The 12,883-nt window shown below is 73.6% G+C and carries 12 protein-coding genes; 2 read left to right on the top strand and 10 right to left on the bottom strand.

Going from position 1 to position 12,883, the window contains the following annotated elements; genetic code table 11:
* Positions 1-59: 59 nt before the first annotated feature.
* Together moeB and THESUDRAFT_RS10895 are read left to right on the top strand one after the other, a co-directional pair.
* Complete coding sequence (moeB, locus tag THESUDRAFT_RS15205) at positions 60-1,709, top strand: molybdopterin-synthase adenylyltransferase MoeB (protein WP_156821951.1); 1,650 nt, start codon at positions 60-62, stop codon at positions 1,707-1,709.
* The gene (locus THESUDRAFT_RS10895) at positions 1,706-2,188 is read left to right on the top strand and encodes a M67 family metallopeptidase (protein ID WP_006904846.1); all 483 of its coding nucleotides are present in this window, start codon (positions 1,706-1,708) and stop codon (positions 2,186-2,188) included. The genes moeB and THESUDRAFT_RS10895 overlap by 4 nt, the downstream gene beginning before the upstream one ends.
* Before the next feature lie 60 nt (positions 2,189-2,248).
* On the opposite strand, the gene THESUDRAFT_RS10890 is transcribed toward THESUDRAFT_RS10895, so the two are convergent.
* The 10 genes from THESUDRAFT_RS10890 to cmk form a co-directional block, all read right to left on the bottom strand.
* Entirely contained in the window at positions 2,249-2,503 is a 255-nt protein-coding gene (locus tag THESUDRAFT_RS10890) for a hypothetical protein (protein WP_242823405.1), read from the bottom strand.
* A gap of 23 nt (positions 2,504-2,526) precedes the next feature.
* Positions 2,527-4,005 carry a stage IV sporulation protein A gene (gene spoIVA / locus THESUDRAFT_RS10885; RefSeq protein ID WP_006904844.1) on the bottom strand — a complete coding sequence of 493 codons (1,479 nt, stop codon included), beginning with the start codon at positions 4,003-4,005 and terminating at the stop codon, positions 2,527-2,529.
* Between the two features lie 320 nt (positions 4,006-4,325).
* Entirely contained in the window at positions 4,326-5,525 is a 1,200-nt protein-coding gene (locus tag THESUDRAFT_RS10880; protein ID WP_006904843.1) for a ketopantoate reductase family protein, read from the bottom strand.
* A 1-nt stretch (position 5,526) separates the two neighbouring features.
* Positions 5,527-6,117 (bottom strand): glycerol-3-phosphate 1-O-acyltransferase PlsY, encoded by a 591-nt coding sequence (gene plsY / locus THESUDRAFT_RS10875; RefSeq protein ID WP_207635465.1) that lies wholly within the window; start codon positions 6,115-6,117, stop codon positions 5,527-5,529.
* A 100-nt stretch (positions 6,118-6,217) separates the two neighbouring features.
* On the bottom strand, positions 6,218-7,582 hold the full coding sequence (der, locus tag THESUDRAFT_RS10870) for a ribosome biogenesis GTPase Der (protein WP_006904841.1): 1,365 nt from the start codon (positions 7,580-7,582) through the stop codon (positions 6,218-6,220).
* Positions 7,583-7,752: 170 nt separating this feature from the next.
* Positions 7,753-9,015, bottom strand: a complete 1,263-nt coding sequence (locus THESUDRAFT_RS10865) for a DUF3189 family protein (protein WP_006904840.1) — start codon at positions 9,013-9,015, stop codon at positions 7,753-7,755.
* The gene (locus THESUDRAFT_RS10860) at positions 9,012-9,692 is read right to left on the bottom strand and encodes a hypothetical protein (RefSeq protein ID WP_169328746.1); all 681 of its coding nucleotides are present in this window, start codon (positions 9,690-9,692) and stop codon (positions 9,012-9,014) included. The genes THESUDRAFT_RS10865 and THESUDRAFT_RS10860 overlap by 4 nt, the downstream gene beginning before the upstream one ends.
* A gap of 165 nt (positions 9,693-9,857) precedes the next feature.
* Positions 9,858-11,534, bottom strand: coding sequence for a 30S ribosomal protein S1 (rpsA, locus tag THESUDRAFT_RS10855; RefSeq protein WP_006904838.1), 1,677 nt, complete (start codon positions 11,532-11,534; stop codon positions 9,858-9,860).
* 31 nt (positions 11,535-11,565) lie between these two features.
* Entirely contained in the window at positions 11,566-12,168 is a 603-nt protein-coding gene (locus tag THESUDRAFT_RS10850) for a lysophospholipid acyltransferase family protein (RefSeq protein WP_006904837.1), read from the bottom strand.
* Positions 12,169-12,837 (bottom strand): (d)CMP kinase, encoded by a 669-nt coding sequence (gene cmk / locus THESUDRAFT_RS10845; protein ID WP_006904836.1) that lies wholly within the window; start codon positions 12,835-12,837, stop codon positions 12,169-12,171.
* Positions 12,838-12,883 lie beyond the last annotated feature (46 nt).

Below are 12,883 nucleotides of genomic sequence, written 5' to 3'. Positions count from 1 at the left end.
TTTGGGTGGCTTCGGGCGGCGCCGCCGCCGTCGACCCCCAGGAGGGCGAGGTGTTGCGCGTGGTCGAGGTGTACATTCCCACGCCGTACCGGTCCATTACCGGGGAGGCGCGCTTGCAGGTCGAGGCGACCACCGTCCGGGAGCTCCTCGAGCAACTGGCCCAGCGGTATCCCGACCTGCGCCCGCGGCTCTTCGAGGGCGAGGCCATTGCCCACCATCTCAACGTCTACGTCAACAAGCGGGAGATCCGGACCCTGCAGGGCGCCGACACCCCGTTGCAGGACGGCGACGAGGTGGCCCTGATCCCGGCCATGGCGGGCGGCTCGGGCGAGCCGGCCGCCGGGCCTCTCCTCACCGAGCAGCAGATGGAGCGCTACTCCCGCCACGTCCGCCTGCCCGAGGTGGGCGTCGAGGGCCAGCGCAAGCTGCTGGACAGCAAGGTGGCCATCGTGGGGGCCGGCGCCCTGGGCTCGCCGGCGGCCATCTACCTGGCCGCGGCCGGCGTGGGCACCATCGGCATCATCGACGGCGACCGGGTGGAGGTCTCCAACCTCCACCGGCAGATCCTCTACTTCGACCACGACCAGGGGCGGCCCAAGACCCAGGCGGCCCGGCGCCACCTGGAGGACATCAACCCCGACGTGCGGGTGGTCGAGCACCGCACCTTCCTCAACTCCCAGAACGCTTTGGAGATCCTGAAGGATTACGATGTGGTGATCAACGGCAGCGACAACTTCGCCACCCGTTACCTGGTGAACGACGCCTGCGTGCTGCTGGGCAAGCCCCTGGTGGATGCCAGCATCCTGCGCTTCGAGGCGCAGGCCACGGTCTTCATGCCCGGGCGGGGCTGCTACCGCTGCCTCTTCCCCGCCCCGCCGCCGCCCGGTATGGTGCCCAGCTGCGCGGAGGCGGGGGTGCTGGGCGCCCTGGCCGGTCACATGGGGACGCTCCAGGCGCTGGAGGCCATCAAGATCCTGCTGGGCATCGGTGAGACCCTGGCAGAGAGGCTTCTCATCTACGACGCCCTCAGCGCCAGCTACCAGATCCTGCACTGGCAGCGCAACCCCGGCTGCCCGGTGTGCGGGGATCACCCCACCATCACCCAGCTGATCGACTACGAGGCCTTCTGCGGCGTGCCCCTGCCGGGCAGCACGGCGCAGCGGGCCAGCGGGCGCCTGGCCGCCCCGGCCGCGCCGGCGGCGACGCACGCCACCGGTGGCCGGCCGGGCGCAACGGGCGCGAGCCGGCCGCAGGACGAACCGGTCCCCGCTGCCGCTCAGGCGGCGGGCCAGGCGCGGCCGGCGGCAGCGGGCGCGCCCGGGGCGCGTGCGGCACAGGGGGAATCGGCCGCGGACGGGGTCGCCGCCCTGCCCGGCACCGGCCAGGGGCCGGCGGAGCTCTCGCCGGTGGAGGCGCGGCGCCTGGTGGAGGCGGGCCGGGTGCAGATCATCGACGTGCGGGACCCGTGGGAGTACGAGCGCGATCACATTCCGGGCGCCCGGCTCCTGCCCCTGTCCCAGCTGGGGGCCCGGCTGGAGGAGATCGATCCGGAGCGGCCGCTGCTCATGGTCTGCGAGGTGGGGGAGCGCAGCCGCCTGGCGGCCGAGTTCCTCCACGAAGCGGGGTTCCCGGCGGTGTACAACCTCAAGGGCGGCATGATCGCCTGGCGGAATCACCGGCTGCCCGTGGAGGCGGGATCGGGGCGGTGAGCGGGAAACCCGGGGGGCCGGGGCGCGGCGGGCTGGAGGCGGGGGCGGGGGACACTCCCCCGCTGGTCCTTCCCCCTGCGCTGGTGGCGGCCATGCTGGACCATGCTCGGGCCGAGGCGCCGCTGGAGGCTTGCGGCATCGTGGGCGGGCGCCAGGGACAACCCGTGGCCTACTACCCCGCGCGGAACGCCGACCGCTCCCCCGTCCGCTACACGGTGGATCCGGAGGACCAGCTGCGGATCTTCACCACCATGGAGGAGCGCGGCGAGGAACTGTGGGCCATCTTCCACAGCCACCCCCGCTCGCCCGCTTACCCCTCGGCCACCGACGTGCGCTACGCCTACTACCCCGAGGCGTACTACCTGATCGCCTCCCTGGCTTCGGAACCGCCGGTCTTGCGGGCCTTCCGCATCGTGGAGGGCACCATCACCGAGTACCCGCTGGCGGTCGGGGGGGACCAGGTGCCGACCCAGGCATGACGATCCGGCGGCCCCGTGCCGCCGGGTTCCTTCCGCTGCCGGGAAGGAGACCGCCGGCCCTCATTCCCGGGGCCGGCGGTAGTACTTGACCCCGCTGTAGAGGCCCATGCTGCCCAGCCCCAGGGCCAGCCCCTGGATCAGTGCCTCGAACCAGAGGGTCTGGCCGGCCACCGCGTAGCCCAGGGACAGCGCCGTGCCCAAAAGCAGCGCCACGGGCGGCGCCCACCGGGTGGGCATGCCCTGGCGCTTGAGGAGTTCCACCAGGCCGGCGATGAGGGGCACGGCGACCGCAATGCCGGTGGAATGGGGGTCCACCTGCCCCACCCCCTCTGGCGGCATCAGATGATGATGCAGATCAGGTTGCCGCTGCCCTCGTTGGCGATGCGCTCGAGGGCTTCGCGGATCTTCCCCTGGGCGTTTTCAGGCATGGAGCGGATCTTGTCCTCGATGCCTTCCTTGAGCAGTTCGTCCAGGGACTTGCCGAAGATGTCGGACTCCCAGATCTTGCGCGGGTCGTCCTCGAACTTCTCCATCAGGTAGTTGACCAGCTGCTGCGACTGCTTTTCGGAGCCGATCATGGGCGCCACCTCGGTGCTGACCACGGTGCGGAACAGGTGCAGGGTGGGCGCGCTGGCCCGCAGCCGGACGCCGAACTGGCCGCCCTTGCGCACCAGCTCCGGCTCCTCGAAGACCAGGTCGTCCAGGGCGGGCATCACCACGGCGTAGCCGCGCTCGTCGGCCTCTTCCAGGCTGCGGCCGATGCGGTCGTAGACGGCCTTGGCCTGGCTGAGCTCGCGGATCAGGCGCACCAGGGTCTCCTTGCCGCGGATCTCCATGCCGCTGATCTCGCCCAGGACCTGCCAGAAGAGGTCCTCGGGCACCGTCACGTCCACCGTGGCCACCCCGGTGCCCAGATCCAGCTCCTGCAGCTCGACCTTCTCGATGTGCTGGTACTCGCCCAGCTGGTCGATGGCCCGCTCCACGTCCCGCAGGCGCTCCACGTTCTGGACCGTGGCCTGGATGGCCTCGGCGTAGTGGCGGCGCAGCCAGAAGTCCGGGTCCAGCTCCTCCACCCAGGCGGGCAGCCGCACCACCAGCTCCCGCACCGGGAACTCCAAGAGCAGCTGCTCCAGCACCACCAAAAGGTCCCGCTCGCCCACCCGGTTCAGGGCGATGGGGATCACCTGCACGTCGTAATCGAAGGCCAGGGTTTCGGCCAGCTGGGCCGTCTCCGGCGACAGGGGGTCCGCGGTGTTGAGGAGCACCACAAAGGGCTTCCCCAGCTCCTTCAGCTCGCGGATGACCTGTTGCTCCGCCTCGACGAAATTCTCCCGCGGGATCTCGCCGAAGCTGCCGTCGGTGGTCACCACGATGCCCAGGGTGGAGTGCTCGTTGATGATCTTGCGGGTGCCGACCACGGCGGCCTCTTCGAAGGGGATGTCCTGCTCGAACCAGGGGGTGGTCACCATGCGGGGCCCGTCGGCCTCGGTGTAGCCGATGGCCCCGGGGACGGGGAAGCCGACGGAATCCACCAGCCGCACCCGGACCGTCAGGCCCTCTTTGACCTGGATCTCCACCGCCTCGTCGGGGATGAACTTGGGCTCCGCCGTCATGATGGTGCGGCCGGCCCCGCTCTGGGGAATGGCATCCTGGGTGCGCTGCCGGTCGTGCTCGTTGGCGATGTTGGGCAGGACCAGCAGCTCCACGAACTTCTTCACGAAGGTGGACTTCCCCGCCCGCACCGGACCGACCACGCCTATGTAGAGGTCGCCGCCGGTGCGCTCGGCAATGTCCTGAAAGATGTCGTAACGCTCCACGCGCCTTCCCTCCCGATGCTGCCGCCGTGCCCGCGGCTCCGGCTGGTCGGTCAGACAGCGGCCAGCCCCTGTCCGAGGCCAGTACCATGTATATGAGGGGTGGGAGGGGATATGTCGCGGGGTGGGACGAACCGGCCGGCCCGGGGCGGCCGGGACCTCCGGCCCGGGGCCCCGGGAAGCCCCTGCCGACGGGTACGAGTTGCGGTCCGGGAGGTTGGCCGCCGCCGTCCGCGGCGTGCCTTGGTCCAGCCCGATGGGTCCGGGGCCGCCGGGCGGGCTGCCCGGCAGGCGGCCGGCCCGGCAGGCTCCTGCGGCCGCCCTCAGGCAGGCCAGGCCCCTTCCTGGCGCAGGGCGGCCAGCAGTTGATCGGGCCGGTCGCGGAAACGGGCCCGCTCGGCCGGGTCGGCAGCCGCCCGGTCCACCAGCCGGGCCAGGGCTGCGCAGAGGGGCGCCTCGCCTCCCCAGGAGGCCGCCGTCCGGGCCACCGCCCCGTGCAGCGCCTGGATTTCCGTGGGATGCCGGCCGGCGGCCACATCCAGGGCCACGGAGGGCAGCTTGCCGCCCCGCCCGCCGGCGGCCCGGGGCCCGACCACCGTGCGGAACAGGGGTGGGGGCAGCCACTGGACGCAACGGGCAAACGAGCGCACCGGATAACCCGGCAGGTCGACCAGCCGGGGGGCGGCCCGGCGGGCCACGGCCACCGCCTCGCGCAGGCTCCGCACCTCGACGGCCGCCGCCAGCGGGTGGCGGAAGACCCGGTCCACGTCCCACTGCAGCAGCGCACCGACGGCGTTGCCCACCAGGTTGAGCAAAAGCTTGGACCACTTCAGGGTTGCGGCGTCGCGGGCCGTGATCACGGGCACGGGCAGGGTGGCCTGCCACCGCGCGGCCAGGGCGCGGCAGGCCAGGATCGCCTCCCGGTCCGGCCCCCCGGCGGCCGGGCCCGCCGGCCGCCGGGCCGCGGGGGCGGGCACGGGAGCCAGGCCGATGCCGCCCCGGCGGGCATTGTAGATGTGGACGCGGTGGCCTTCCAGGGCGGCGCTCAGGGTGACGGTGCCCGCGATGACGCGGCCGGCGCCCAGAAGGCGTGCGGCCTGTTCTTCCGCGCCGATGCCGTTCTGGAAGGTGACCACCCGAGGAGGGCGGGAGGAGGCTGCGGGCGGCCAGGCAGCGGCCACCTGGGCCAGGACCTGGGGCAGGGCAGGCATCTTCACCGTGACCAGCACGGCGTCCGGAGCGGGGCCGCGGGCGGCCTCCCACACCGACGGGACCACGGCCACCGGCCAGGGGCCCGCCCCGGGAGCCACGCCGGCCATCCCCGGACCGTCCCGGCCCGCTCCCGCCCCCGGTCCCGGTGGGTTGCCGGGGGAGCCGGGTAGCGGGTCCAGCACCAGCCCGTGGCGGGCCACCGCCTCCAGGCGGTCGGGCCGGCCCACCAGGATCACCTCGTGCCCCCCGGCCGCCAGGAGGCCACCCAGGAGGCAGCCGATGGCCCCGGCGCCGGCCACCACCACCCGCATGCTATTCCCTCCGCGGGTCGATCTTCAGCGTGATGGGCAACTCTTCGCCCCGCAGCAGGCGGCGGATGTTGGCCCGGTGCCGCACCAGCACCACCAGGGCCGCGGCGACCCCGAAGACCAGGTGGGCCGCGGGGGCATGCCAGAGGATCATCCAGAGGGGCACGCTGGCGGCGGCGCTGATGGAGCCCAGGGACGAGTAGCGGCTCAGCGCCACCACGCCGATCCAGACGCCGAAGGCGGCCAGGGCCACCCGCGGGTCCAGCCCCAGCAGCACGCCCAGCCCCGTGGCGACCCCCTTGCCGCCCTTGCCGCCCAGCCAGATGGACCAGCTGTGCCCGGCCATGGCGGCCACGCCGGCCAGCACCGCCGCCGGTTCGCCCAGGCCCGCCGCCCGGGCCAGGACCACGGGCAGCCAGCCCTTGGCGGCATCGGCCAGCAGGACCAGGGCGGCCACCCGCGGTCCGGCCACCCGCAGCACGTTGGTGGTGCCGATGTTGCCGCTGCCGTAGCGGCGGATGTCAACCCCCCGCGTGGCCCGCACGAGCCAGAGGCCGAAGGGCAGGGAGCCCAGCAAATAGCCCAGGACGGCCATCCCCCACCATCCCATACCCGCCAAAAAAACCATGGATGGAGCGCTCTCCCCTCTTCCACCCCTGACGCCGGCTCCTGCCCCCCTCGCCGGCCGCCCGGGGTCAATCGTCGGCGGCTGCTCCCTTGCCCCGCGCAGGTGCCCGGAAGATCAGCCGGACCGGCGTTCCCGTGAAGTCGAAGGCCTGGCGCAGGACGTTCTCGAGGAACCGTTCGAAGGAAAAGTGGACGATCTCGGGGTCGTTGACCAGGAACAGGAAGGTCGGCGGCCGTTCCGCCACCTGGCGCACCCGGTGGATGCGCAGGCGCCGGCCCTTGCGGGAGGGAGGCTCGTGGACCAGCAGGGCGTCATCCAGCACCTTGCGCAACACAGGTTCGGGCACCCGGCGCCGGTGGTTCTCCGCGGCGCCGGCCAGCACCTCCACCAGGCGGTCCACCCGCTGCCCCGTCAGCGCCGAGAGGAACACGACGGGAGCAAACTGCAGGAAGTCGTACTCCCGGTACAGGGCCTCCCGGTACTGGTCGGCGGTATCGGGCCCCTTGGCCACCAGGTCCCACTTGTTCACCGCCAGCACGCAGGCCTTGCCTTCTTCCAGGATCATGCCGGCGATGCGCTTGTCCTGTTCGGTGGCCGGGTCCCGAGCGTCCAGCACCAGGCAGGCCACGTCGGCACGGGCCAGGGCGCGCTGGGTCCGGAGGGTGCTGTAGAACTCCACGTCGTCCTTGACCCGGCTCTTGCGCCTCAGGCCGGCGGTGTCGATGAACCGGAACACCCGCTCGCCGCGGCGCCAGAGCACGTCCACCGCGTCCCGGGTGGTCCCGGGGATGTCGCTGACCACCACCCGCTCCTCGCCCAGCAGCCGGTTGACCAGCGACGACTTGCCCACGTTGGGCCGCCCCACGATGGCGACGGCGATCTCTCCCGTCTCGCCCCAGGGGCCGCGGTCTCCGGCGTCGCCGGGTTCGTCCGCCGGAGGAGCGGGCAGCCCGCGCACCACGGCATCCAGCAGGTCGCCCACGTTGCGCCCCGGGCCTGCGGCCACCGGGATCGGCTCGCCCAGGCCGAGGCGGAAGAAGTCGTACTGGACGCCGTCCCAGCGGGCGTCGTCCACCTTGTTCACGGCCAGGATGGTGGGCTTGCGGGACTGGCGGAGAAGGCGGGCGACCTCTTCGTCGGCGGGGGTGACGCCGGCCTGGCCGTCCACCACCATGATCAGCAGGTCGGCCTCCCGGACGGCCGCTTCCACCTGGCGCCGAACCTGCACGGTCAGCGGGTCGTCCCCTTCGGCCAGGCCGCCGGTGTCCACCAGGGTGAACTCCCGGCCCGCCCAGTCCGTGTCGGCGTAGAGGCGGTCGCGGGTGACCCCGGGCACGTCGTCCTCGATGGCCAGGCGACGCTCGATGATGCGGTTGAACAGGGTCGACTTGCCCACGTTGGGCCGCCCGACGATGGCCACCACGGGTTTCACGCCTGTCCTCCCCTCCCCGGCCTGCCCGTATCATCATGCCAGGGGCCGCGCGACAGCGTCAACGCGAAGCATGGCGATGCCGGGGCGCCCTGGGGGAGGATACGGGCCGCGCCGGGTGCGAGCCGCGCCCCCGGTCCGGCGGCCGGGGGTCCTGGGGCCCTGCCGCCCGGTCAGGGCGCCCGGCGGGCCGATTCCACCAGTTCGGCCAGCCGGTGCCAGCGGCGGGTCCATGCCCGCACCTGCCAGCGCCACCGCCAGCCGCCACCGGCCGTCCCTGGCGGCTCCGGCCGGGGTTTGCCGCCGCGAACGGGCGGGGTGCCGCCGTCGAACCCGGCCTCGGCGGGTCTGGCCAGCCAGGGCTTCTCCCACCAGGCCAGGCTGTCTCCCACGGGGACGAACCGCCAAGCCGGCAGGGGCCCCTGGTCCAGCGCGCCAGGAGGCTGCGGCGCCCCGCGGCCGCCCAGGTACCCCAGGGCGCGGAGCGAGCCGGCAGCGCGTACGGCCAGGTCGTCCGGCCCGCCGGCCCCCGCCGCCAGAACCTGGCGCCCGCAAGAATCGGTTCCTACCCGGAAGATGCGCCCTGCTTCCGCCGCTTCGGGTACGGCCAGCAGGGGCAGGCCGGCCACCTCTCCGGGGCGCGGCGCCCGCCGCGGGTCGAGCCGGCCCAGGTGCAGGTAGGCTGCCAGGAGGGCCCGGTGGGCCGTTCCTCCCGCCACGTAGAACACCGCCCGGTCGCCCGGGCCGGCCGGTGCCGGGTCCACCGCGCGGCCGGGTCCGGCCGGCGGTCCGGGGGAGCGGCCCGCCGGCCCGGCAACCCCGTCGTGCCGCCGGCCGGGTGCCGTGGCGGGGTGATGCCCCGGGTACAGGATACCGGCCTGGCCCCGGGCCGCCGCCCGCCGCGCCCCCTCCACCCGCCGGACCAGGTGGGGAAAGGCCGCCCGCACCCCCTGGATCAGCAGGGGCCGCGCTAGCCGGGGCCAGCCCAGCCGCCGGGAGACGAACCCGGCGACCTTCATGGCCAGGTTGACCTCCGAGAGCACGTTGACGAACAGCCAGCGGTGGGGGTCCCCGGCCAGGGCCAGAAGGCCAAGGCACCAGCGGGCCAAGGCATCGCCGGCGCCCTCGGCGCCCAGCACGAACACGCCGTCGGCGCCGCTGCCGTGGCCCATGGGCAGCAGGCGCCCGTGTTCCTCGCGCTCGTTGCGGTCGAAGAAGTCGAGCCGCAGGAGCTCGGCCGTCTCGGGGGGGCGGCGCGGGTCAAGCAGGCCCAGGTGCAGGGCCGCCGACACCACCGATGCGTGGGTGCCCCCGTAACAGTAGTAGACCACCAGCGGCAGGCTGCCGGCAGGCGGGCCGCCCCCGTCCCCCTTCCATGCCACTTCCTCCGCCGCGGCCGGAAGGCGGTTGCCGGCACCACCCGGGCCTCCGGTCACGGGCGACCGGCCTCCTGGTCTCCTTCCTCCCCTGGCGGCGGGAGGTCACCACCCAGGATGGTCATGGCTCCGGCGGTGAGGGCCGCAGCGGCCAGGGCGTCATAGGCCTCGCCCCCCGCCACGGTGAAGTGCACGGGAACGGCCGCGGCGGCGGGCAGCCCGCCGCCCGCCAGGGAAACGGCCAGGACGGCGGCCAGACCGCCCTGGCCCAGCACCATGCCGGCCGTGGCCAGGATCAGGCTGCCCGGGGCCGGCAGGGGGATCAGGGAGGCCAGCACGCCGGTGATGACCCCCGCTGCCCAGGCCGGGGAGACCCACCCCGGCAAGCTGGTGGGAAGAACCCGCATCAGCGCGTACCCAAGACCGGCCACCAGCGCCAGGCCGGACAGCCCCCGGCGACGCTCCCGGGCAGGCAGGCGGGCCAGCCACCAGGCCGCGGCCACCAGGGGCAAGGCGGCGCCACCAGGGCTGATGCCCAGCCAGCCGGGGCCCGTCGCCAGCGGCCAAGTGGCGGCCCAGGCGGCGGCGATCCAGGCCAGCCCCCAGGCGGCCAACCGCACCGGTGGCACGCCCAGGCGGCGGGTGCCGGGAACGACCTCGAGGGCCAGCAACACCGCGGCCAGCGCCAGCATCCCCGTTCCGGTCAAGGCCACCACCTCGCCATAAGCATTCCCCACGCTGCACCGCGGGGTCCCCGGCCTGGTCCCGGGCCTGCCCGGACGGCGACAAAGCCGGGAGGGGGCGCGCCCACGGGGACACGCCCCCTCCCGGTCGACACGTGCGGTTTTTGCGACCGCCTCAAAGGGCCGGGCGGCAGCCGCACCGGCCCCGCACTGGGCTGCTCATTCCCCTTCGCCTGCCAGCCGGTCGCGGGTCTCCTCCAGCAGATCGCCGAACATCTCGCCGATGGTGATCCCGCCCGCGTCACCGGCCGGGGTCGATTCCTGCGCCTGGGCCTGGGGACGTTCGGGTGACCGCCGCGGCCGCTCGGTCCGGGGCCGCCGCGGCTCGGCCGGCGACCGCATGCTCAGGCTGATGCGCCGCTCCTCCGGCTGGACCCGCAGCACCCGCACCTCCACTTCCTGACCCTCGTGGACCACCTCGTCGGGCGACTCCACCCGGTGGTCGGCCAGCTGGGAGATGTGGACCAGGCCTTCCACCCCGGGCTCCAGCCGCACGAAGGCGCCGAAGGGGACCAGGCGGACCACAGTACCCTTGACCGTCGCCCCCACGGGGTAGCGCCGCTCCACGTCGCTCCAGGGGTCGGGCATGAGCTCCTTCAGGCTGAGGGAGATGCGGCCCCGTTCCCGGTCGACCTTGAGCACCTTGACCTGGATGGTGTCGCCTTCCTTCAGCAGGTCCCGGGGATGGTCGATGCGGCCCCAGTGCATCTCCGAGACGTGGAGCAGCCCGTCCACCCCGCCCAGGTCGATGAAGGCGCCGAAGTCGGTGAGGCCCTTGACCACGCCGGTGCGCACCTGGCCTTCCTCCAGGCTGGCCAGGGTCTCCTCCGCCCGGCGCCGGGCCTCCTCCTCCAGCAGCTCCTTGCGGGAGAGAATCACCCGCCGCTTGTTGCGGTCGAACTCGATGATCTTGGCCCGTACCGTGGTGCCCACGTAATGGCTGAGGTCGGCCACGTAGCCCCGCTCCACGTGGGAGGCGGGCATGAAGGCACGGACCCCGGCGTCGCAGACCAGGCCGCCCTTCACCTGTTCGACCACCGGCACCTCGACGGGCTCGCCAGCCTCGTAAGCCCGCCGCAGGGAGTCCCAGGCCTCCCGCTCCACCGCCCGCCGGTGGGAGAGCAGCAGGCCCCCTTCACCCTTGTCCGTGAAGCCCAGGACGACCACGGGGATCTCCTGGCCCACCTGGTAGACCTCTTCGGGTTGCTTGCCGCCCAGCAGCCGCAGCTCGTTCCGGGGGATCGTGCCGTCGGACTTGTGACCCACGTCCACCAGGACGTGATCGTCGGCCACCTGCACTACCGTGCCCGTCACCACCTGCCCGCGGCTCAGGCGGGTTGGCGCCAGCTGCTCGTCCATGGTTCCGCGGGCCGCTCCAGCCGTTTCCGCAGCCGGACCCCCGGCGGGTGAGGTCGCCGCCTCCCGCTCTCCCTCGCCGGCTGCGGCCGGCCCTTCCCCTGCCGCGGCGGCCGGCGTTCCACTCGCGCCGTCGCCCTGGGGACCCGGGCTTGCGGGGGCGGCACCGCCCGGCTCGCCGGCTGCAGCGGCGGGTGCCTCATCCGGCGACTGGGCGTCGCCGGGCTCGCCCTCGGGCTGGCCCGCCGGCCGGTCGGCGCCCTCGGTCTCGGCCACGCCGGCCTCCCGCTCAGCGGCGGCCTCGGCGGATTCCTCGGCCTCCTGCTTCAGCTGCGCCAGGGCTTCCGTCGCCCCGGCGGCGGCCTCCGCCGCCGCCGGGCTCAGGTGCGGCTCCGGGCTGGCGGGCGTCACCCCCTGTTCCGGCGCGGCGCCGGGAGTCCCGTCCCGGTCCGCCGCCTGTGGATCGCGGATCTGGTCCATCCTCGACACGACCCCCTTCGAACGGCTTAACCTACAGGGATGCGGCGTCGTGGCGACCCGCCGGAGCGGGTTCATCCAGCAGCGCCGCAATGGCCTCGCGCATCCTTTCTGCCACCGCCTCGATGGTCCCCTCCCCTCCGGCCCGGTCCACCCGGAAGGGACGCCCGATGCGGACCCGGACCCGGCGGCCCAGCCGGTAGGGGCCGGTGATGGCCACCGGCAGCACCGGCGCACCGGACTTCACCGCCAGCAGGGCGGCGCCCGGTTCGAAGGGCCGCAGGGGGCCCCGGCTACGGGTCCCTTCCGGGAAGAGGCCGACCACCTTGCCCTGGCCGAGCAGGGTCAGGGCGTGGCGCAGGGCCCAGCGGTCGGGCTGGCCCCGGCGCACCGGGAAGGCGCCCAGGCGCCGCAGGACCCAGGCGGCCACCGGGCTGTGGAACAGTTCCTGCTTGGCCATAAAATGCACCTTTCGCGGCAACACCGTACCCACCAGCGGCGGGTCGAGCCAGCTGAAGTGGTTGGCGATCACCAGCAACGGTCCCCGGGCCGGTACGTTCTCCAGCCCGCGCACATCCCAGCGGTACCCCAGGGCGAAGAGCAGCCAGAACAGTCCCTTGGCGAACCGGTACAGCACCTACTCGCCCTCCCGGCAGTACCGCAGGATCTCTTCCACCACGGCGTCGATGGTGCGCCCCGTAGTGTCGATCTCGATGGCGTCCGCAGCCCGCTGCAGCGGCGCGGCCGGGCGGGTCATGTCCTGCCGGTCCCGCTGCCGCAGCGCCTCTTCGACCTGCTCCAGGGTCACCGGATGGCCTGCCGCCACCAGCTCAAGGTACCGGCGCCGGGCCCGTTCGTCCGGCGATGCCGTGAGGAAGATCTTGAGATCGGCCTCCGGTGCCACATGGGTCCCGGTGTCCCGGCCTTCCAGGACGACCCGGCCCCGGCGGGCCAGTTCCCGCTGGACCTCCAGCAGGCGCTGCCGCACCTCGGGGATGGCGGCCACCACGGACACCGCCCGGTCGACCCCCGGCTCCCGCAGGTGGGCCGTGACATCGACCCCGTCGAGAACGACCTGCGGGGCCCCCTCGGGCCCCGTTGCCAGCGCAATGTCCGTTTCGCGGGCCAGCTGGGCCACCCGCTGGCGGTCTCTTGGATCGATGCCATGCCGGAGCACCTTCAGCGTCATGGCCCGGTACATGGCACCGGTATCGACGTACAGGTAACCCAGGGCCGTGGCCACCCGCCGGGCGACGGTGCTCTTGCCGGCTCCCGCCGGGCCATCGATGGCGATCACGCGTTTCAACGACGCCGGTTCCCTCCGCTTCTTCGACACCGCCCGCCGGATTCCT

The sequence above is a fragment of the Thermaerobacter subterraneus DSM 13965 genome (assembly GCF_000183545.2).
In the GTDB taxonomy this organism is placed as follows: Bacteria; Bacillota; Sulfobacillia; order Thermaerobacterales; family Thermaerobacteraceae; genus Thermaerobacter; species Thermaerobacter subterraneus.
This window is presented reverse-complemented; position numbering and strand designations above follow the sequence as displayed.

Coding starts and splice junctions, on each gene's coding strand:
- THESUDRAFT_RS10880 (WP_006904843.1), bottom strand. CDS start 5,525: ATGCGGGTGGTGGTGGCCGGCGCCGGGGCCATCGGCTGCCTCCTGGGT.
- plsY (WP_207635465.1), bottom strand. CDS start 6,117: ATGGCCGTCCTGGGCTATTTGCTGGGCTCCCTGCCCTTCGGCCTCTGG.
- rpsA (WP_006904838.1), bottom strand. CDS start 11,534: ATGGACCAGATCCGCGATCCACAGGCGGCGGACCGGGACGGGACTCCC.